The organism is Brasilonema sennae CENA114 (genome assembly GCF_006968745.1).
Classification (GTDB): domain Bacteria; phylum Cyanobacteriota; class Cyanobacteriia; order Cyanobacteriales; family Nostocaceae; genus Brasilonema; species Brasilonema sennae.
The window spans coordinates 2371589-2393855 of sequence record NZ_CP030118.1; the positions used below are offsets into that span (position 1 = coordinate 2371589).

Below are 22267 nucleotides of genomic sequence, written 5' to 3' on the forward strand. Positions count from 1 at the left end.
AAATCGCTTAATTATCTCTACAGATGTGATTCGTAGTGAAAGTCGCTCGCTAAAATAGGTTTATGTCCCAAACAATACCTACAAATCAGTTGGCTTCCGATTCCTTAACGACAACTCGCCCCACATTTATCCTAGTAGATGGGCACTCCCTGGCTTATCGTTCGTACTTCGCTTTTGCCAAAGGAAGAGACGGCGGATTACGGACAAAAACGGGAATTCCTACAAGCGTCTGTTTTGGCTTTCTCAAATCTTTGTTGGAGGTGATGGCGACTCAACAGCCACAAGCAATGGCGATCGCCTTTGATTTGGGTTTGCCAACCTTCCGCCACGAAGCATATGATAGATACAAAGCAAACCGTCCAGAAACACCAGAAGATTTTATTCCAGATCTGAAAAATCTACACGAGTTGCTGGATGCTTTTAACCTGAAAATTGTCACTGCTGCTCGTTACGAAGCAGATGATGTTTTAGGAACTTTAGCACAACAAGCAGCGGCTGCGGGATATCAAGTCAAGATTGTCAGCGGCGATAAAGATTTGTTTCAACTCATTGACACCGAAAAACAAATCAGCGTCCTCTATCTGAGTGCAGATGCTTTCAAAAGTTCTAAAGCAAGTCTTAAGGAATTTGATCCACAACAAGTTAAAGAAAAACTAGGTATTTTACCATCACAAGTCGTTGATTTTAAGGCACTGTGTGGTGACAAATCAGATAATATTCCTGGTGTCAGGGGAATTGGCGAAAAAACAGCCACGAAATGGTTAAATGAATATGGTTCTCTTGACCAAATTTATGCTGCGTTACATGAAATAAAAGGCACACTTCACACAAAGCTAGAAGCAGGAAAAGAGGATGCACATAAGTCTCGTAAATTAGCGGAGATAGTCCTTGATGTTCCTTTAGAAGTTGATTTAGAAAACTGCATCCTCAAAGGATTTGATATCAGCGCCCTAACACCTATTTTAGAAAAGCTAGAATTCAAATCTTTTTTAGGTAAAATCAACGAACTTCAGCAACGTTTTGGTGGGCAAATTGAACAAACACCAGAAACAGAAACAAACGAACCAATCAGCATTCAACTTAAGCCAAGCACAAATAACGAGGATGATGATTCGTGGTTTTTCACTGCGGAAGACACAGCAAATCAACAGCAACCCTCTGTTTCTACAATTAAACCACGCATCATTAACACCCCAGAACAACTCACCGAATTGGTAAAGCTGCTGCAAACATTCACCGATACTCAGCATCCCGTTGCTTGGGATACTGAAACGACTGATTTAGAACCACGAGATGCTGACTTGGTGGGAATTGGCTGCTGCTGGGGAACAGAACCAGATGAGATGGCTTACATACCGCTTGGTCACAAAGTCGGGGATAATTTAGACAAAGATATTGCCTTAGAAGCACTACGTCCGATTTTAGAAAGTGCTGATTATCCCAAAGCTTTGCAAAATGCAAAATTTGACCGCTTAGTTCTACGGTGTCAAGGAATTAGGTTGGTGGGAATTGTCTTTGACACGATGCTAGCAAGTTATGTTCTAAATCCCGATAGTAACCATAATCTGAGTGACTTAGCTCAGCGTTACTTGAGTTTAACAGCAAAAAGTTATACTGATTTAGTTCCAAAAGGGAAAACCATCGCTGATGTAGACATTCCTAGCGTCGCAGATTATTGCGGTATGGATGTTTATGTCACGTTCCAACTCGTGGCAAAATTGCGAGAGGAACTTGAGAAAATTCCAGCTTTACATAAACTACTCGTGGATGTGGAACAGCCACTAGAACCAGTATTAGCTGAGATGGAATATCAAGGAATCTCCATCAATACAGCATACCTACAAGAACTTTCACAGCAATTAGAAACAGATTTAGCCAAGTTTGAACAGAAAGTTTATGACATTGCTGGAGAGAAATTCAACTTGGGTTCCCCCAAACAATTGAGCCAGATATTGTTTGAAAAATTAGGGTTAAGTACGAAATATTCCCGTAAAATTAAAACGGGTCATTCTACAGATGCTGCAACACTGGAGAAACTACAGGAAGGTGATACAACTGGTATTATTGATGCCATTATTGAGTATCGTACCTTATCGAAATTGAAATCAACTTATGTAGATGCTCTGCCAAAATTGGTTCGTCAGGATACTCATAGAGTACATACAAGTTTTAACCAAACGGTAACATCTACTGGTAGGTTGTCATCTTCTGACCCTAATTTACAAAACATCCCTATTCGCACTGCTTTTAGTCGCCAGATTCGTAAAGCATTTGTGCCAGAATCTGGTATGTTGATGGTTGCTGCTGATTACTCACAAATCGAGTTACGGATTTTGGCTCATTTGAGTCAAGAGCCTGTTTTAGTTGAAGCTTATCAACAAAATGAGGACATTCACACTGTAACAGCACGGCTGGTTTTTGAAAAAGAAAATGTCACATCAGAAGAACGACGCTTAGCAAAAACCATCAACTTTGGTGTAATTTATGGAATGGGTTCTCTGAGGTTTTCGCGATCCACTGGTGTGGATAAAGCCAATGCGAACGAATTTATTAAGCGATTTAACAGTCGCTATCCCAAGGTGTTTGAATATTTAGAGGGAGTCAAAAAACAGGCAATATCCCAAGGTTATGTCGAAACAATTTTGGGGCGTCGTCGTTATTTCGATTTTACCAGCAACAACATACGCAAATACAAAGGCAACAAACCAGAAGATATTGACTTGAAAAAACTCGGTAATGTAGGTGCTGAAGATGCGGGGTTACTTCGTGCAGCTGCCAATGCTCCCATTCAAGGTTCCAGCGCTGATATTATTAAAATCGCGATGGTCAAGCTGCATGAAGTTTTGCAAAGTTATCAAACGCGTCTGTTGTTACAGGTCCACGACGAATTAGTGTTTGAGGTTCCACCAGAGGAATGGGAAGAATTACAACCGCATATTAAGTCTGTCATGGAAAGTGCGGTGTCGTTGAGTGTACCCTTAATTGTGGATGTTCGCGTGGGCGACAATTGGATGGAGACTAAGTAGGGAGTCTTATCAGTTATCAGTTACCAGTTATCAGGTAGGAAACGGACTCGTTCACCCCTTGTTTACCCTATGGCTAACGCCACGCCTTACGGCTATCGGGTATGCGCAAAGCGCACGCCTGAGGGCGAACGCCAAATACCTAGGTCGGGAAACCCTCCTGCAACACTGGACTCACTGTTCACTGTTTACTGTTTACTGATTCGGTTAGTCATCAATCTCCACTTTATAGATCGACCCATTCGGCTTCACGTGGACTTTTTGCTTCTGATTCCCGTTCTGGAACTTTACTTCATAGTGAGTCTGATTGTTATCGTTTTCTTTCTCCGCCGAAATCAGCTTCGCCGACGGGAAGCGCTTCTGTATCGCTTGGGTGACAGTTTTAGGCAAATCGGTGAGGGCGATGTCATCAGCCAAGGAAGGAAACGCCCAGAAACCAACGACAGTAACAATCATCCAACCCACAAACTTAGTACGCATGGTTTGCATATCTAACTCCTGAAAATATCATTTTAGTTCTGGCAAAAATGTTAAATAGTTGTCAGTCTAAAGTTGCCAGATTGCTTGTTATTCTAGGGTGTCTTCGCTACGTTGTGCGCCTACCTCGTGGTGTACGTTTCTTTTACAGGGCTTATTCTTATCGTTAGATGATGGACTATGGTGAGATATGCTTGGCCAAATCTCACCAAAAATCTTAAACAGCAACCGTATTGCCTTTTAAACAGGTTTTTTACCCATCAACCGCAAGAAAAGTTTTTCCAGTTCAATCCACACAAACATCAAAGCACTAAAACCAATGCAAATACCCAACTCAGTTGGACTCAGCCAGTGAGTACCAAAGAAATTGCGTAGGGGTGCCACGTAAATGAGCATTAATTGTAAGATTGTTGTGACGACAACAGCCCCTAATACAAAGAGATTTGAGAAGGGATTCATTTCTATAGTCAGTCGGGTATTCGAGCGAATTGCAATAGCATGACCCATTTGCGCAACACATAGGGTAGTGAATACCATTGTCTTCCATCGTTCTGGGTCTAGTCCGGGACCAGTGACTGCTTGAACATGATGATATGCCCACTCCATGAGAATAATCGAGATGATGGCAAAGATAATACCAATCCGAATCATGTAAGAACCCAACCCCCTAGCAAAAATACTTTCGCGGGGACTGAAGGGTGGACGCTTCATCACGTCGGGTTCAGGAGGTTCTACAGCTAAAGCCAGTGCTGGTAAACCGTCCGTAACAAGGTTCATCCAAAGAATTTGCAACGGCGAGAGGGGAACGCCTCCCAGTCCGAGAATTGGTGCTGCTGCAATCGTGATCACCTCACCAATATTACTTCCAAGAATGTACTTGATAAAGCGGCGAATGTTGGTGTAAACAACTCTACCTTCTTTTGTGGCAGTGACAATGGTAGCAAAGTTGTCATCAAGTAACACCATATCACTGGCTTCCTTGCTCACGTCGGTACCAGTGATACCCATTGCAATACCGATGTCAGCTTGTTTGAGGGCTGGTGCATCGTTAACACCGTCACCTGTCATGGCAACAAATCTGCCTCGACGTTGTAGTGCTTGGACAATTCGCAGTTTATGTTCGGGGGCGACACGAGCGTAAATGCTTACTAAGTCAACGTTTTGCTCCAAATCTTGGTCGCTCATCCGTTGTAACTCTTGACCTGTAATGACACGATCGCCCTCTTGTGCAATGCCCAAATCTGTGGCGATCGCTCGTGCTGTCAGTTGATGGTCTCCAGTAATCATCACTGGTCGAATACCCGCATCCCGACATTCTTGCACTGCTGCTCGTACCTCTGGACGTGGTGCATCCAGCATTCCGATCAATCCCAGCCAAACTAAGCCTTGCTCGGATGTCTCATCTGACCCTTCGGGCGGAATTTCGGTGAGGGGTTTGTAGGCAAAACCCAGCACTCGCAAACCTTTACTCGCCATTTGGTCATTTTCTGCTAATATATCGCGGCGTTGCTGATCATTCACAGGTGTTGAGCCAGTGCCTGCGTGAAAGTGGGTACAACGTGCTAAAATTAACTCTGGTGACCCTTTGGTGAACATCAAATACTTTTCAGATTGGAGCAAGTTGCTGATCACAGGGTCTGGTGATGTTAACGACGATACACCATCGTTCACTCCTTCAACCCGACAAATCACGCTCATGCGTTTGCGTTCTGAGGAGAAGGGGAACTCGCTAACGCGAGGTAACTTGCTGTCCCACTGGTCTTTTTCTATCCCTCCTTTCCCCGCCAGAGTTACCAAAGCCCCCTCTGTGGGGTCGCCCAAGATTTTCCATTCTCCTTGTTCCTGTTGTAAAAAGGAATCATTACACAACGCACAGGCAACTAATAAAGTTTGGATTTCTGGAGATTGGTTTATAGAAATTGTTTGACCTTCTAGCTGAAACTCGCCTTTGGGTGTGTAACCTTCTCCAGTCACACGAAAAGTTTTGTTGTTCGTGTAAGCGGATTGGACAACCATCTTGTTCTGAGTTAAAGTACCAGTTTTATCAGAACAAATAGTGGTGACAGAACCTAGGGTTTCCACTGCTGGGAGTTTGCGAATCAAAGCATTGCGACGTACCATGCGCTGGGTTCCCAGTGCCAAGGTAACGGTAATAACTGCCGGTAAGCCTTCTGGTACGACAGCAACTGCCATACTTAGAGAAACTTCCACAAGGTCTTGAAGGTTGCTAAAACCTTTTCCTTGCATCATGTTTTGGATGACACCGCCCCCAACGACGATCGCCACCAAAATCAAAGAACCTGTGACGAGGACATTACCAAGTTGAGTCATCCGCTGTTGCAATGGAGTTGGTTCACTTTCCACCGCTTGCAACATGGAAGCTATTTTGCCAAGTTCTGTCTTCATCCCAGTGTTTGTCACCAGAATCTTGCCTCGTCCTTGGACGACTTCAGTGCCTTGATAGACTACATTAAGGCGATCGCCCAATGATGTTTCTTCGGGCAAGACAAGTTCTGCCCGTTTGTTAACCGCTTCAGCTTCACCAGTGAGTGCCGATTCTCGTATTTGCAGGTTAGATTGTTCTATGAGGCGTCCGTCTGCAGCAACCTGTACCCCTGCTTCCACGAGCATCACATCTCCTGGTACCAAATCTTTACCAGCAATTTCCACTGGTTTGCCATCGCGAATAACTCGCACGTTGGGAGAGGAAAGTTTTTTTAGGGCTGCTAAGGCTTTTTCTGCACGGCTTTCTTGAACATAACCGAGTATGCCATTGAGGATAACAATCGCTAAAATGGCGATCGTGTCCTTGAAGGGCACCTCACCAGGTTTCAATTCGCCTTGTTGCCAAGATATGAGATCCAAAGCTCCAGAAATTATGGCTACGGCAATCAGCATCAACAACATAATGTTTTTGAACTGATCCACCAAAATTTCCCAAGCACTGCGTCCTGCAGTTTCTTCTAGTTCGTTGGGACCATATTCTTGCAACCGCTGTTGTACTTCTTGGGATGTTAAACCACTGTCTGCATTTGTTTTAAGCAGTTCCAATGATTTATCAACCTCCAAACTATGCCAAACAGCGGCGGCTTTTTCAGGTAGAGAGTGAGCAGACATCGCGATAGGTCACAGGGAATGGTTACAAAATTCGATCATAATTTAGCAATGGCTGGAAAACCATCAACACAAGGTTACATTAGGTTGAGCACCAAATTGTACAATGCACGTAAAATTCTTGACAATTCCGCATTTTTTCTTGCGAATAATCTTCCGGATAATATGGGCGTGCTACTCGATCACGAAGACTTCCATGACACAAAATAATATTGATAATTATGAGTAACACAAGTAGAAAACTCCCTCACCAAGACATTCTCTCCTTCGATTCTAAGTACGACTCATCATTAATACGGTTCGCAAATCAAAATTATGCCAAAACAGGAAAATGAATTCTCTCGTTTTGCCAATTCTGAACCTGTTTGATAGTGACATGTACTAAGTGTGCTATACCCTTGATGAAACTAGTTTATATATGACTTTTACACTTCCCAGTTTTCCATCTACCAGCCAAATGCTTGGGAAAAGGACAATTCGACCCCTTGGTGCTGCAACCCTTTGTGGCATTGCCTTTATTGAAGATACACTCCTCGCTATTGATACTGTCAAAGGGCATTTGTTGCAAATTAACCCTCACTCTGACAACACCCAAATTCTCAATTCCCATCAAGTCAAAGATTTTATGGATGTCACTGGGATTTCGGTCTGGAAAGATACTCTTTGGCTGACTAGAGGCAATCAAGTTTATCTGTGCAACCTAAATTCGTTGGGTTTGGAACATTTTGTAACCTTACCTTATACAGCTGATGGGATTGCTGTTTGGGAATCAACTATCTACGTTAGTTGCCAAAAGCAGGGAGGTATTCTGATTTTTGATCGCGATACGCGAAAACAAATTACTAAATTTTATGCCCCTGGGGTTGGGGTAGAAAATTTGGCAGTGGATGAAGAAACACTTTGGGTCAGCGATACAGTGGAACAAACTGTGTACTGTATCGACAGGGCTACTGGGGAAGTTACATTTGCTGTACTAACACCGTTTGATTCTCCCACGGGGATAGCGATACATAAAGATAGTCAGACGGGCAAAAAAACTCTTTACGTTGCCTATGCCTCTGAAGAACCATATGTCCGGGATAATCCCAATGCTGATCCGAGTCATGAGCTATCTTACCGCGATCGCACTTTCATTCACCCGCTCAATTACTCTCACAATCCTGATAAACGTTATACCCTCTCCAATGGCTATCTTATAGAAATGTCTTATATGGAAGAGATAGCGCCATTAGAGGATGTGTATTTACCAGAGGTAGAATGGCGTATTGCTTTGCCCTCAGAAACTGAGCGTCAAAAGATCAAACACATTGAACCGATTGGTCTACCTTTTACAGAAGAAATCGTACAAGGGCAACGTGTAGCTGTTTTCAAATTTGATGCCCTCACTCCAGGAGAACGGCATATTTTTGGCTGGAAAGCAGTTTTGGAAGTCCGGGGAATTAAGTATCGTATTACGCCCACAGATGTAGAGAATATACCTGAATTATCAGTAGAACTGAAATCCCGCTACCTAGTGGATGATGATGATTTGGCAATGGATACCAGCATTGTTCGCCGCGCCGCCCGTGAAGCAATTGGAACTGAAACGAATCTGCTGCGGAAAATGTACAGTATCCGCAACTACGTCTACGATGAGTTGTCCTATGGTATTAAACCCCATATTGACACGCCAGATATCGTTTTAGAACGAGGAGTTGGTTCCTGCGGCGAGTATGTAGGCGTTTTACTTGCTCTATGCCGTTTAAATGGCATCCCCTGTCGTACAGTAGGTCGTTACAAATGTCCTCCCTACGCTGAATACCAGCAAGTTCCTCTGCAACCTCAGTATAATCACGTTTGGCTGGAATTTTACGTACCTGGTTTCGGCTGGTTACCGATGGAATCCAACCCTGATGATGTTGGTAGGGGTGGACCTTATCCTACAAGGTTTTTTATGGGCTTATGCTGGTATCATATTGAAATTGGTAAAGGAATCTCCTTTGAAACCTTGATGAGTCAGGGGGCTAGACTCACCAAAGAAGATCTTTCAATTGGTGAGTTAGCGATTAATCACATTCGGTTCACAATTTTAGAGGAATTGCCACCTGCTTCATAAGACTAGGTATGGGGTGTGGTGATATTTTCCCTACACTCCGCACCCTCTTGAATCTTATTTTTTGTATGCTGTAAATAGCGGCACCAAGTACGACATTTGGTTAGTCAACTTCTGGCGTGTCTCTCCATTACGCGTTTCCTCAACTTGAATATCGTAATAATGAGATGGCTCGTAAGCTAGCGTTCGATACGATAGCGAGGTGCTAGAGTCTCTACTAACAAATGCTGGTTTCTGCTTATCTTCAACAGAAAAATATTGTGCTGGCTGAATCAATGCTCCCAGCAATTCGGTTTTAGCGCCATTGACCGCTTCAATAACGGTGCCAGCGCGTTCGGTCTTAAGACCCAGAATCCACAGATTGCCGCCATTATTCACTATTTTGGTACCGCCATATTCATCATTTAACTGTCGTGCCCAAACGTTCTGATTTGGTTGAACCCGTAACGGTTCAATATTCACATCCTCAAGGAACAAGTCGCCTGCACCAGGACTTGAGGTGTATTGGTAGACACCATCCTTGAGCGCTACTGGTCGCGATGAGTTTTGCTCGACTTTCACTCCATAGCCAAATTGCTCGATAATGAGCGGATCTGAACTATCCCCCTCGACCACAAACTTAATGCCACCGCCATTTATACCATCAGGATGCTGATTGATGACCGATGAAAACCCGACGATGCGTTTGACCGATGCGGGTACGGTAACCACCGTTTCGTTGTAGGAGAAGTATTTGTCAAAGGGGAAGTAAATCGTGGACTTGCCGGAGTTAAGCAACGACTGCAAAGAGCTCATATCGCCGTACTCTTTAGACTCAAAGCGTCCCCAATTCGCCATATTGTTATCTTGGTTCTCTGGAGTCTCCTTAATTGGCAAGTTGAGAGAGTTCTTCGGACCGTCGAACAACTGGTAGGTATTCGAGGCATATTCGGTCTGCGTTGTGCCAGGGACTACCGTGCCTTTGTACTGAATCGCTGACTGATAGCCAGTGGTAGTAAGGTTACGTGCGTAGAGTTCACCTTCGGTTTCAATTGCGCTAACGTTCGGTGCACCCCCTTGGAGGTCAGCGTCTAGTAAGGTAACCATACCAGCCCAGCTCGTTCCCTTAATCACTGGTACACTGTTGGTACTGTGGAGTCCGCGAATCGTAAGTGCCCCATAGACGTTGTTAATACCTGCTAAGCGCTGATTCTTCAGGGTTATATCCTCGAAAGTTGGACCATATTCACCCGAGGTGACTCGAATGCCATAGTCAAAGCCTTCAATCTGGACATGCTTGATTAGACATGGACCTGGCCAATTGCGATCCATTGCCAGACCAGTAAAACCCTTGCCGTCCTCAGATTTAATCGTGACATCTTGCAATGTGCCCATGTTGTTGGAAATGTAGTCAATACCGATTGCCCCAGCATTGCCGTTTCCAGTGTTAACGGTGAGGTTCCTGATGTACTGGCGGAAAGACATATTCCCATCTTGGGTTTGAATGACTGACTTGGGGGCATTAGGGTTATCGAAGCCAGCTGCATTGTCCTTAAGACGGATGGTGGTAACGCCATTGCCCTGACCTTGAAGAGTGACGTTGCAGCCAATCCAATTGAGTGTACCACTCACATCGTAAGTACCTGCTGGCAAGTAAAGTGCTTTAGGGCGACCGTTGTACTGATCAGGTGCACCATATATTGAGTTGCCATTAGCATCGCGCCGTTCATCGTCAAGCGCTTTTTGGATAGCGGCAGTATCGTCGATGCCATCGTTAGGCTTTGCCCCGTAGTCTTCGATGCTTTTCATGAAACCTTCTGGAAAATTTATTAGACCTCCTAGAGTTGCATGGTAAGTTCGCTGCGTTTGTGGTTGCAACGATGACACTGATTCTATTTGACCGACTTTATACTCTAAGTTCCAATCGCCTCCTTGAGCAGCATCCCCTGTTAAATCAGTGGAAGCAGCAATATCGGCTCCTGTTAGTTCGCTTAGTTTTGTGACAAAACGGCTACCTTGTTCGCCTTGAGCAACGTTACAGCCGTCTATGAGAATATCAGCATTATCAGTAAGAGCTTCTGCCCAACTTTGGAATTGTTGGCTGTATCGGTTAACGGTAGCAGAGTCTAGGGAGGTTTGTCCTAATTGCAGACGCCCTGATGCCCCATGAGAAAGAATTTCTACTTTGGAAACGACATGATTGTAGTTGGACAATTCCCTCGTGATTTGCTCGATACCATCCTTGGAAGGATCTAGGACAACCACCTTCGCGGATGGTGAGATACCAGCAACCAGACTTTGATAATCTTCTAAATGAGGGTCAATAAAAACCAAACTCTCTTGAGCCGCCTTTTGCGGTGAATTTCCTTGAGAGTTATGAGCCAGTAATTCATCCTTGCCCTTGCTCAAGTCGCCCGCTAGTCCAAAGTCATAATGGCTGCTGCCTACTAGGTTATCGAAGTCTTCGGAGTCATTGAGCAGTGTATCGCTCTGATTCACAACAGGCAACCTGCTAAAACTTTCAGCAGATAGGTTAATAGACGGCGAATTAAGGTTGTTCGTATTGACTGCTGTTATGAAGCTATTGGCAATGTTGGTATATGCTCCCTGCTGAGTATTATCTGCGTCTAATTGAGGGTTTGTTTTCAAACTAGATACAACATCATAGGTTGTATAGTTTGAGGTTTGGGAAGGAATTTGTAGCGACGCGTCAGCAGAAGTCATGGAGTCCCCTTCCTTTTTTTATGATGTTTCTGAAACCAGATACTACACTGAATCAGGAATCAACGTCAAGATTAGGTAAAAATATGATTTTTATTTACAAACTTTTTAAAATTGTTATATTTACGCTCTCTAGTTTTGCAGTGGTAAATCTTTGAATGTAGAAAATTCACATATTTCGTTAAACGGACAAAAGCGGCAGTGAGAGCCAGGATTTGGTTGAAAAATTTTACTGAAGTCACTGCTTTTTTCTTGATATTTTTGTAAATCTTGCTGATGTTTTTTGGCAATTTCAGCTAATTCCCATTCTATGATGTCTAATTCATCCTTAGAAGGGCTAATTATCTCCGATTTTTTGCAAAGTTCTAAGTTATAAAATGAAGCTACTGCTTGATGTCTGGGGTAAAGGTAACGAGCAGCTAGCAAATAAACTAATGCCTGTCTTCGGTCAAAGGCAGATTTCCCAGTTTTAAAATCTATAATATGCAAAATGCTATCAGACTCAATAAATACACAGTCCATCACTGCATACAAACGAAAGTGATAACGTTGTTGTGAAATCAAAATCGGTTTGGGAAAACCCTCATCTCCGCGAGTTAAAAGGATGATACGTTTGCCTAAAAGTAAGGGTTCATCGTAATATTTTTTCAAAATTTGTAAGACACGTTGCTTAACTTCATCAGTTGAGTTGCTTAATCTCAAAAGCTGTGCAACTTTTTCGACACCATCAGATTGGTTCAACAGATGAATGTGGTGATGAAATTCGTAAATGCCTTTTTGTGCTAGTAAACCAATACGCTGCGATGCTGTCGCTTTTGTCAAAAGCGCTTTGACTTGTGGTTCGTGTTGTCGCGCTTTAATAAAACCTCTTCTCATCTGGCAATGCCAACGTTGTTGCCATGCGGCTGGGGCAACTAAAGACCAAAGGTGATAACTGGCAAACGGCTGATCAAGGGATGACATTGCTCAGAATTGGTGACAGAAAATACGGTGGAAAACAGTTGTGACTACATTCGGTTAGCGGTAAGTGTGTTGGTTGTAGTATTCAGGATGTACGAGAAAACTAGCAACAATCGGTGTTAGTAGTCATTCGAGTTGACCCTGAGCGTAGCCCAAGGGTCAAATAAAATTCAATACAAGGGATAGTTGAACATAATTCCTGTTAACTTCACTTCCATTCTAAGTGCAAAACGTGACAAGAGCGACGGGCGATAAGCCGGAGGCTTGACGCTACGCGTATCGCAAGTTGTCTTCAAACAGTTTAAAACAATCACTCGTGAGTGATTGTTGCCTACGATACTTGTTTTCTCACTCTTACATTTGCTTACATAGCAACCCAAGTCAAAGCTTGGCTTGAGTTAGAGGTAAAATCACGCTATCAAGATTGCCCCACACCAGTTATCATCAATAACGCCCGTTACCTAAATTTAGTTAGGGCGATAATGTTCACCGCAAAACCTATAATCCAACACTATGTTGTGGGATAAAATATATCCGACACTGTGCTGGTTCAGCCGATGCATCTAACCACGGAATATCGTAGTGTTTCGTAGTCAAGCGTAGGAATAGCCGTCTTTGCAGTGCAACTTTTTGAAATCTGACAATTGAGCGCCGATTCTTTTCCCGTCAATCCTGATTTCCAGTCTTGTCTTTGATTGGACTACGACTCGACCTGTTACACCCTTACCCGTGGCAACGTCTCCCGTGTTCCATCCATGCTCGTAACTAGTGCGCGGATTTGAACACGGAAAACCAAATTTGTTGATGCGGCATAAGCGCCTAGTCCCCTTTCCAGTTGACTTAACCGTTAATATCTTAGTGGTCAGTATTATCAGTTTTTCTACAAAATCAACACAAGCAGCATCAATCCAGTGTGCTTTTGGCAATCCCAGCTTGATTCGGTTAAACTTTGTTCTTGCTCCTGAATTGGCATAAACTTTCAAACCAAATCGTCCTAAAACTTTGAGTAATGCCCACCGGGTAGAGTTGACCGCCGCAGCATCTTTTAGTGGTGACTTAGCTTGTTTGAGAATGCGGCTCAATACCTCTGGTTTACCTTTTAGGAATTCTTTGACATCTTTATTTCCTTTGTTTTGGTTGCATTTATGGCAAGCCAAACAAAGATTAGATATACGATCTGACCCACCTTTTGACTTGGGTTGGATGTGTTCAACTTCGAGTGGAACATCTTTGATACCACAATACGCACATTGACGATTCCACTTTTCTAACAAGTACTCGCGGCACTCATAACCATGCAACGTCCCCTGCTGGTACTCAGTACCGGATATCTCAGGATTTTGCATTGCTTGCAAATCAAACTTAACAAGCTCCTGAGTCAAAGTAACAATGGGTGCAAACTTCATGAGACGTTTTACCCAAGTTTCAATAGTCAAAACGCGGTGACGTAGTGAGGGAGCGTTGAGCCAACCTTCGGGACGTGTACGGTTAAGGAATCTTGTTTGACGGTAACGAGTATGTCTGGCACGTCTCCCTCTCCGTACAGCTTTGCGGGTTTCCAAGCTATCTTTGATTTGCTGACCTCGATGGTGTAGTTCCATTCCCCAAATAACTTCATCGCGGTTATTGACTAGTGCGATACCGATGGAGTCGAGGGGACTGTCACCAGCCCCAACTCTCCTACAAATCCGGACGTGATAGTTTCCCATCATCCGGCTCCTCAATTAAATAGCCCGTTTGACATGGGTACTCCTGTCCAAAGAACCATCTTCTCTGGTCTTATTGTCATGGCAGTGTTTATGAATTGCTTGAAGGTTGTTCCGCTTATTCGAGCCACCCTTTCTTTTGGGGGCAATGTGGTCAACTTCAATTTCATCTTCCTCACGGAAGTACAGTCCGCAGTATACACATTTACCCTTCTGTTCCTTTAGAAGTCTTGCGACTGTTGCAGGCATTTCCGGGTTGCTTCCCTTTCGGGTACTCCAGTACACCAGATTTCCGTCGTACGGTGACGATTTGCCTTTTACCTTAATATGCCTCTGTATTTCTACTTTGGCGTATTTCTGTAAAAGCAGGGGATTTGTGTCCCGCTCGGTGGCAAATACCCAGTTGTCATCGCCTAAAGAACGCCAATATTTATTGACAATTTCTTTTCTCCCTGTGTCGGGGCAGCGATATTTTGCCCATGCCCAGAGCTTGTTCCACATTAAGCTGTCCAATTTTGAGTAGGTTTTGCTACTGCAAACTGTTGAATAGTAGTTTGCCCATCCCCTAATTACCGGATTGATTTTGGTAATTAGCACCTCTTGTGGCGCTACCGAATGGTCGTCGATGATACTGGCTATCCTTTTGTAATGTGTTTCAACACTCTTTGAGCTAGGTTTGATGATTGTTTTGAAACCAAGTGACTCCGCATTAGTGTTTTTAGCCGAGCGGTTATCCCCAGTTAGATATTGTCTAATGTTGAATCCTAAGAAGTCAAAACCCACATTTTCTTCATGTATTATGAAAGTGTGAGATATGCGGGTTTTGCTTGGTTTCAATTCAAGTCCAATGCCTTTGAGCCAATCTGAGATTATATCTTTACACCTTTGAACAACGGCAAGGTCTTCGTGGAGAATTACGAAGTCGTCGGCGTATCTAACTAAAGTTAGACTTTTTCGGTTATCCCTTTTACCGAATCCGCTTCTTGTGGGAAGCGTGTCGGCAAACTGGTTTATCCGATTTTCCATGCCGTGCAGGGCAATGTTCGCAAGTAGAGGTGATATTACCCCACCTTGCGGTGTTCCCTGAGATGTTGCACTGTAGCCCTTTTTTCTATTGGCGTAGCCACTCCAATCAATCACTCCCGCTTTTAACCATGCTATAATTTGTCGTCGTATGGTAGGGAATGTATTCAGTTTTTTCAACAGTGCTGAATGGCTAATGTTATCGAAACAACCCGCTATATCAGCATCTAAGACATATTTGGCTTTCTGGTTGATTGCGGTGTAAATTTGTTCGATAGCGTCGTGGCACGAACGTCCTGGTCGGAACCCGTATGAGTTAGGTTCAAAGAGCGCTTCCCATTCTGGTTCTAATGCCAGTTTGACAAGCCCTTGCAAAGCTCGGTCATACATTGTCGGTATCCCCAAAGGTCTTTTCTCCTCCTTTCCAGGCTTGGGTATCCATACTCGCCTGGTCGGTTTTGCCTTCGAGCCTAATCTCAGTTCTTTTGTAAGTTGAAGTCGCTGGGATGGGTTGTAGGATTTCTTTCCATCCACACCCGCCGTCTTCTTCCCTTTATTATCCTGAGTAACCCGTCTGACCGCTAGAAGCTTTGCATACCAAGACCTCATCAAAGTCTTCTGGAGTCTGCGAACTGCTTTAACATCACCACGCTCAGAAGCTCTGTAAATTCGTTTTTGCAACTTAAATACCACTCGCTCAACTTTGCGCCAAGGAATGTTCTTCCACTCCACCGTCGAGTCCATATTCTCATTCGAGCAAATTGGTTTTTCCAGAAGGGCGGGAGTTTCCTTTTCACTTGATTTTGTATTGGGTTCTCGCGTTTTAGATTTATTCATTGCTACTTACAACTTTACATCTATCTAATCGTGAATCTGTCAGCATATCCTAGACATTACTCTAGGCATTCGCTTGAGATTCAATCCTACCCATCTCGAAGTTTGTGGTTAGCACCTACTCAGTATCGACCAACTGAGAACAAACAAGTGGGTTACTTCGTTCCTAACGACCATTTACTGCAATTGAGTTATTCTTAACCAATTGAGCATTTCTTTGAACCTTTAGAGTTGGTGCTGGTCCACCGGGTTTATTGGGGGTACTTGTTGGTCGATCAACTGTTCGCCAACCCTCTTATCCTCGGACATTTGTCTCTCCCAGCTAATCAATCCGTTTTTGCTGGTTCTCCATGACGATGGTTCAATCACACCATTCGCTCTGTCACCTTGGTAGATGACCGCTACTCATAGGCTCTGGCTTGCAAGTTTAACCAAGTCGGATTCCCAGTTAATTAACCGCTTTCACTCCCGCTTTACCTCCATTGATAGCTAGTCTCCGGGGTAGGGAAACTCCCCTTTAAAGGGGCGCTGTGTGCCGTCACCGATGTACCTTCGGGGAGGGACTTGTCAAAGACTCACCCTCATGGTCGTTAAGTTGTCAAGGTTCGGATGAGGATGTATAGTCCTCTTCGTTCCTAGCGGCTAATCCTCTAAAGCATTGCAGCTTCTAGTTTCAAGCCAACGAATCGCACCGTTGTTTTAGAACCTGGGTCTATTTTCAAAGCGAGCGGGTAAGTGACAATGTTTTCGACAACCCGATTCATGATCAAAGTGAACGGGTATCTGCGAAATACTGCAGCTTTGTTCTTGTTTAGGAGTTCTTTTGCATGGGCTGGATGAATTGGATTCATCGGGGTTTCGTTGGAATCAATGAGAAAAACGAAGTTGGACAAGGTTTTAGTTTGGTCGGTTTGACCAGTTCCTACAAGTAAGTAATGTTTGCCTCAACCTGGTTATCCGAGCTTGTTAGACCAAAAGCACTTTCCTTGCGGAATGTTTAACTAGTACAGCACGGCGTAAATAAACCAAGTATTAGACAGCTAACACTTTACCCTTATATGTCCACTGAAAAGGTTTAGCCATTGTTTTATTAAAGTAGTCGATAAATTCAAGAATTCGGGTTTTTAGGTCATCCTGACTCTTGAAGCTAGCACGCTGAAGTAACTTACGAACCAAAATACTGAACCAAATTTCAATCTGGTTGAGCCAAGAAGAGTGTTTAGGGGTGTAATGGAAAACAATTCGATGTGTTTTGTCACTTAAAAAAGCAGCACGGGATTTCATGGATTTGAGTATTCCCCTTTTTCCTTTAATACCCAGATCGATATTCAAACCTTCTTTTTCTGCAACCAAACGAACCAGCGATTCAGACTGATGCGTATTCAGACAATCCATGATTAGATGCCATTTTTTAGCATTGGGTTCACTTTCAATGATTCGACGAATATTGAGAACAAAATCAACTTCTGTTCGAGAATCTCCACAAGTAGGCTCGATAATCTTACCAGTAGCGACATCAAAATTAGCAATTAAACTCTGTGTACCGTGACGAATATACTCAAACTCCCTTCTTTCAACTTTACCAGGTCGCATCGGTAAATCTTTTTCTAGACGCTCTGTAGCTTGAATACCCGTCATTTCATCAATTGATATTGTACGCTCTGCGTTTTGATAACGTTCAATCGCACTTATGTATAAACCAGTAATATCTTCAACTTTTACGTCAAATTCTTCGTCCTTAGGGGGGGGTTAACCAGTAACTACTCTGGTGGGGTTTAAGTTCTGCCTCTTCTAGTAATCTTCCAACATGGCGGACAGATATGCTTTCAATAATCCCTTGCTTTATAATTTCGTCTGCTAGTTCTCTTGGTGTCCAATGACTTATTGGTCGTCCGTAGTCTTCGGGTTTTGAACATGCAAGGGCAAACAGTTTGATTACTTGCTCCATACTAAATTTTACTGGTGCCCCAATACGCTCCGAATCTCGTAGTCTCTCAAAAGTAGGCAACTTTTTATCGCTAGTTTTAAACCATCGGTTTCGCCATAAACGAGCCATATCCAGACTTATATTTAATGTTCGAGCAATTTCGCCATTATTTTTCCCCTCTGACGCTAGAAGAATTATTTTTGCACGTAGTACTATTTGTTGCCCTGTATTGTGTCGGTTTACCAACTCTTGCAGTTCTGAGCGATCGCCATCGCTTAAGTTTAATTGTTTTGGAGCTAATCCTGCCACATCCTAATTCTCCGCTTCTCAGCAAAAACTACTTTTAATCTAATTACTCATTCTCCCACAGTAATACCTGGTTAACTTACGCCGTGCTGTACTAGTGGTGACAGAGCCGTAAGACTGGCTAATCCAAAGGTGTCGTGACTCGGATAACGTTTACACTTGGACTAGTGTCCAAGGTGGTTTGGTTCACATTCACTACGTATCACGTAGTTTGTGAATGATCCCACTCTGTGCAAATGACTTATACTATTGTGGCAAATATTCAAGGTCTACCTGTGACATACTTGTATGAAGTTTTGCAAAGTATGTTGTTGGAGATGAGAACTTGCCACACTTCGCGTTATGTTATTTGACAAAATTTCAAGCAGAAAGGCCCGCAGCTTATAGCTATGGGCCCAAAGTCATCTGTGTAGTGGAAAGCGGTGATTCGCGCCCTTAGTGATGAATGTTTAGGCAAACGCCACTTCTGTCAACCGGCAGAACCTTGGGTTGGGCTTATACGCCGAAACCCGCTCTGGTTGCGGGCGGGTGTCAGATGTTTGTGAAATTTTTTTAGAAGCTAGAGTGGTAGGCACTACCCGCCCTACTGAGATACATTCGATTTTGCTTGAAGAGCGTATTCTCGAAACTTTTCCATATCATTCTTGAGAGTTGATTCAACCGCCCGTCCCAAAAACAAATTATCCATAATCTTCCCTATAATACCAGGGATAGCATAGGCAATAGTCAGTTTAACAATACTACTGCTGTGGCGGTCATAAAAACGCACTGCCCCCCGATTTGGCAAACCATCCACCGATTCCCACTGGATAATTTGCTTGGGGACAACTTTAAGAATGCGGGATTTCCAAGTAAACTCCAAACCCCCAGTATTAAGCTTCCATATCGATATTTCTGGATTATCTTCTGGAACCTTCACCGAATCAATCCATTTCATCCAACGGGGCATCTGTTCCAAATCAGACCATAAGCTCCAGACTAACTCTATGGGAGCGTCTACCTCAACCTGCACACTATGCTCCAACCAATCTGCCATATGTGTTATTCCTTAGCGTTCTAGCCTACCCTTCAAGAAGGGCTTCGCCCAACGGTACACCGCTAGCCCCTAAGAGGGGCCGGAGTTAACGCGTCTAAAGCGCGTATGTCCTGCGGACACACTTTGGGAAGGCGGTTCATTTCTTGACATTGTCCAAAATTGCTTTTGCTGCACGCCTTCCCGAAATTGTTGCACCTTCCATACTATCAATATAGTCCTGCTGCGTATAACTACCTGCTAGGAAGAAATTAGAAATAGGCGTTTTTTGCTGAGGACGATAAACATCTACTCCTGGTGCTTCTCTGTACAAAGACTGAGCAAGTTTCACTACACTGTACCAAGTCATATTTAGCTCTCGCGAGGAGGGGAATAACTCATGCACTTGGTTGAGGACATGCTGGGCGATCGCCTCATTACTTTGCTTAATAAACGGATCACCAGGTGTCAGCACGAGCTGCAATAGTGAACCTTGCCCTTCCTTGTAATAATCACCAGGGCTAGTCAATGCTAAATCAGCAAAACAAGAAAAGTCAGCATCGGCAGTATAAAGCAAATTATCAATTCCCGCTGCACGATTAAGCTGTTTGCGCTCTTGAGTATCATGCAGTTCCGTCACCCAGCCATCAAACCGCAATTGAACTGTTGCCACTGGCACACATTCTAACTTGTATATATTCTCGAATTCCGGCCACTTGCGCCACTGTTGAGGTAACAAACGCTGAATTCCTGGAACATCACAGGCAGCGACATAAGCATCAGCAGTAATGATATCTTCTCTATCACCATCAGCTATGACAATACCACTTACACGGGTTTGGTGTTCCTCCTCAATAAACTGTATTTCTCGTACTCTCCTACGAGTGTAAATCTTTGTCCCCCTAGTTTCTAGATATTCCAAGATCGGCTTGTGCAAGTACTCATAGGGGGAACCTTCCAGCATTCGCAGTTTCGACGCCTCGGTTTTCACTGCAAATAGCTGAAAAACTGTCAACATACAACGGGCAGAAATATGTTCGCAATCGAGAAAGCCGAGGGCGTAGGCGATGGGGTTCCACATTCGCTTAATACTACCCTCATTACCGCCGTGACTACGAAACCAGTCAGCAAAGCTAACTTTATCCAAGTCGCGGATGTTTTTCATCGCGCCGTTAAAGTCCACCAAACCGCGTACTATCGGACTGGTTCCTAATGCGATCGCATTTTGGAATTTATCCAGTAACGAAAGTTGGGAACTGGTGAAAAACGCTTTTAATCCATTAAAAGGTGCACCCATGACAAAGCGAAAATCTAAAGCACCAACTTTTCCCCCTTGATTGATGAAGGTGTGGCTATGCTCTTTTGGGCGCAGGTTTTCCAACGCCCCCACTTTCTTCATCAATTCCAAAAGCTGGTAGTAGTTGCCAAAAAAGACATGCAACCCCATTTCAATATGGTTGCCATCACCATCAAGCCAACTACTTACTTTCCCTCCAACAAACGGACGAGACTCAAAAATGTGGACTTCACAGCCAGCATCAGACAAATCGATAGCAGTTGCTAGTCCAGCTAGTCCCGCTCCTATGATCGCAACGCGCATTCCGTCTTTACCTTTTCAGTTTCATTACAAATTGTAACTGTGTTGGTGTCGGAATTTGCGACTCACCTCAAGTGCTGGGTTGTCAGTTGTCAGAAAAACTCAGAAATCAGAATTGCTTGAGTCAAAATACTCAATGCGTAAAGGTTTTCAAGCACGTGAAATGTTCTTTCTTCAAGCGCGTTTGAACCGCTAGCGCCGCGACTTCTCAGTGGCGCTTTGGGGTTTAGACCAATATTGATCAACCACTGGCATACAATCTCCAAGCTTAATTTTGGCGACTGATATCTGTATTTTTATGAGGTGATTTCTTTTACAACTATTCCCATTTATGTACTTGCTTCTGTAGCCTCCTCCGAGGAGAGTGGCAGTCTACGGATCAGCTCTCGGATAACATCCGTTGCAGGTCTACCCGTCTGCCGACAATACTTGTCAAGTTTTTCAGCTTCCTGTGCGGCTAGATTCACAGTGATACGTTTTACAGCCCATTTCTTATTTGTCATTTTGTTCTACTATCTGCTGGTCGTTAACATCATCAAACAAAACTAATTAGAGTATGGAAACGATAAGATTATCAGAGTTTTTGTCATGAAACAAGTCATTTCATTGATACTAAACTTTTTTTTTGTTTTGTAAAAGTATGCTTCATTTTTTGGATCAATCTAAAAACAAAAATCATTAGATTTTTCTTGTAAAAAGAAAATTATTTTTCCATCGTTACTATTAGACTAAACTGAGTAATAATATGAAAAAAAATTGACTTTGTTTATATTGATGATACAAAACTCTCCTGTAAATAAAATATGTTTTTGAGAAGATTGTGGTTAGAAAAGCCTTTTATTTTGTCCCGAACACAGAAAAAGAAAAGATTCGTATATTTTAAGTTATCATCCTTCATGACTAGCTTTGCTGTATGTTTGGGTAAGATTTATAGGTTAAGACCAACGACTTGAAAGTTTGGATTAACAAGTCACTGTTTACAAAAGTAAACGGGATCGCGCAAATATTAGCCTTATTATGAACTAAGCGAGACTTACAAAGTTGATATTTTGGCGTCAAAGACTTGTGCATTTTTATTTTAATCACCTCTCTTTTTACAGTATCTCATATTTGAAAATAAATGAATAGTTATCTGTATGTGGTCGATTAACCACGCCTCGTCATAAGAAATAACCTTAAAAACCTATTTTTACTCTTTACCTAAATCTTTTTATAAGTCATTCAATTTTTTGAGACATTTTTAGAGTATATATAAGCAAAGAAAACACTTATTTATACACATGTTTTTCTTGAGGAAGCGATACACTTTACTGAAAATATAAATTATAATTTTGTTCCAAACTCTGGCATTTACATTCCGTAATCGTTTCATAGTTTTAATTTTGTTTGAGCATAAATACTAATTTTGTTCTTTTTTATGTATTAGGAGTTATCTGATTTTTTATTATGTTTTTTAATTTGCAATAGTCTAAAACTATTACCAGCAATGGATTATG

14 protein-coding genes are annotated in these 22267 nt (G+C 43.0%); 2 read left to right on the plus strand and 12 right to left on the minus strand.

Translation table 11 applies throughout. The annotated features are described in order from the left end of the window. Positions 1 to 62 precede the first annotated feature (62 nt). Positions 63 to 3026, plus strand: a complete 2964-nt coding sequence (polA, locus tag DP114_RS10105; protein ID WP_171976022.1) for a DNA polymerase I — start codon at positions 63 to 65, stop codon at positions 3024 to 3026. Positions 3027 to 3230: 204 nt separating this feature from the next. On the opposite strand, the gene DP114_RS10110 is transcribed toward polA, so the two are convergent. Further along, complete coding sequence (locus DP114_RS10110; protein ID WP_169266759.1) at positions 3231 to 3512, minus strand: PepSY domain-containing protein; 282 nt, start codon at positions 3510 to 3512, stop codon at positions 3231 to 3233. A gap of 228 nt (positions 3513 to 3740) precedes the next feature. Continuing rightward, positions 3741 to 6617, minus strand: a complete 2877-nt coding sequence (locus tag DP114_RS10115) for a cation-translocating P-type ATPase (RefSeq protein ID WP_169266758.1) — start codon at positions 6615 to 6617, stop codon at positions 3741 to 3743. Positions 6618 to 7032: 415 nt separating this feature from the next. Between DP114_RS10115 and DP114_RS10120 the strand changes: the two genes are divergently transcribed. Further along, the gene (locus tag DP114_RS10120) at positions 7033 to 8709 is read left to right on the plus strand and encodes a transglutaminase domain-containing protein (protein WP_171976023.1); all 1677 of its coding nucleotides are present in this window, start codon (positions 7033 to 7035) and stop codon (positions 8707 to 8709) included. A gap of 54 nt (positions 8710 to 8763) precedes the next feature. On the opposite strand, the gene DP114_RS10125 is transcribed toward DP114_RS10120, so the two are convergent. From DP114_RS10125 to DP114_RS10170, 10 genes are all read right to left on the minus strand, one after another. Beyond that, a complete protein-coding gene (locus tag DP114_RS10125) occupies positions 8764 to 11409 on the minus strand; it encodes a DUF4347 domain-containing protein (RefSeq protein ID WP_171976024.1) in 2646 nt (881 codons plus the stop codon). Positions 11410 to 11538: 129 nt separating this feature from the next. Further along, on the minus strand, positions 11539 to 12369 hold the full coding sequence (locus DP114_RS10130) for a PD-(D/E)XK nuclease family protein (protein WP_169266755.1): 831 nt from the start codon (positions 12367 to 12369) through the stop codon (positions 11539 to 11541). Between the two features lie 590 nt (positions 12370 to 12959). Next, the gene (iscB, locus tag DP114_RS10135) at positions 12960 to 14078 is read right to left on the minus strand and encodes an RNA-guided endonuclease IscB (protein WP_171976025.1); all 1119 of its coding nucleotides are present in this window, start codon (positions 14076 to 14078) and stop codon (positions 12960 to 12962) included. Between the two features lie 12 nt (positions 14079 to 14090). Continuing rightward, the gene (gene ltrA / locus DP114_RS10140; protein ID WP_169267332.1) at positions 14091 to 15932 is read right to left on the minus strand and encodes a group II intron reverse transcriptase/maturase; all 1842 of its coding nucleotides are present in this window, start codon (positions 15930 to 15932) and stop codon (positions 14091 to 14093) included. Between the two features lie 647 nt (positions 15933 to 16579). Next, positions 16580 to 16822 (minus strand): RRXRR domain-containing protein, encoded by a 243-nt coding sequence (locus tag DP114_RS10145; RefSeq protein WP_171976026.1) that lies wholly within the window; start codon positions 16820 to 16822, stop codon positions 16580 to 16582. Between the two features lie 139 nt (positions 16823 to 16961). Then, positions 16962 to 17636 (minus strand): transposase, encoded by a 675-nt coding sequence (locus DP114_RS10150; RefSeq protein ID WP_256379389.1) that lies wholly within the window; start codon positions 17634 to 17636, stop codon positions 16962 to 16964. A gap of 31 nt (positions 17637 to 17667) precedes the next feature. Next, on the minus strand, positions 17668 to 18165 hold the full coding sequence (locus DP114_RS10155; protein WP_169263472.1) for a helix-turn-helix domain-containing protein: 498 nt from the start codon (positions 18163 to 18165) through the stop codon (positions 17668 to 17670). Positions 18166 to 18745: 580 nt separating this feature from the next. Further along, positions 18746 to 19198 (minus strand): SRPBCC family protein, encoded by a 453-nt coding sequence (locus DP114_RS10160; protein ID WP_169263444.1) that lies wholly within the window; start codon positions 19196 to 19198, stop codon positions 18746 to 18748. A gap of 136 nt (positions 19199 to 19334) precedes the next feature. Continuing rightward, positions 19335 to 20774, minus strand: a complete 1440-nt coding sequence (gene zds / locus DP114_RS10165) for a 9,9'-di-cis-zeta-carotene desaturase (protein ID WP_171976027.1) — start codon at positions 20772 to 20774, stop codon at positions 19335 to 19337. Between the two features lie 326 nt (positions 20775 to 21100). After that, positions 21101 to 21274: a ribbon-helix-helix protein, CopG family gene (locus DP114_RS10170; RefSeq protein ID WP_169263442.1), complete on the minus strand. Its 174-nt coding sequence runs from the start codon at positions 21272 to 21274 to the stop codon at positions 21101 to 21103. Positions 21275 to 22267 lie beyond the last annotated feature (993 nt).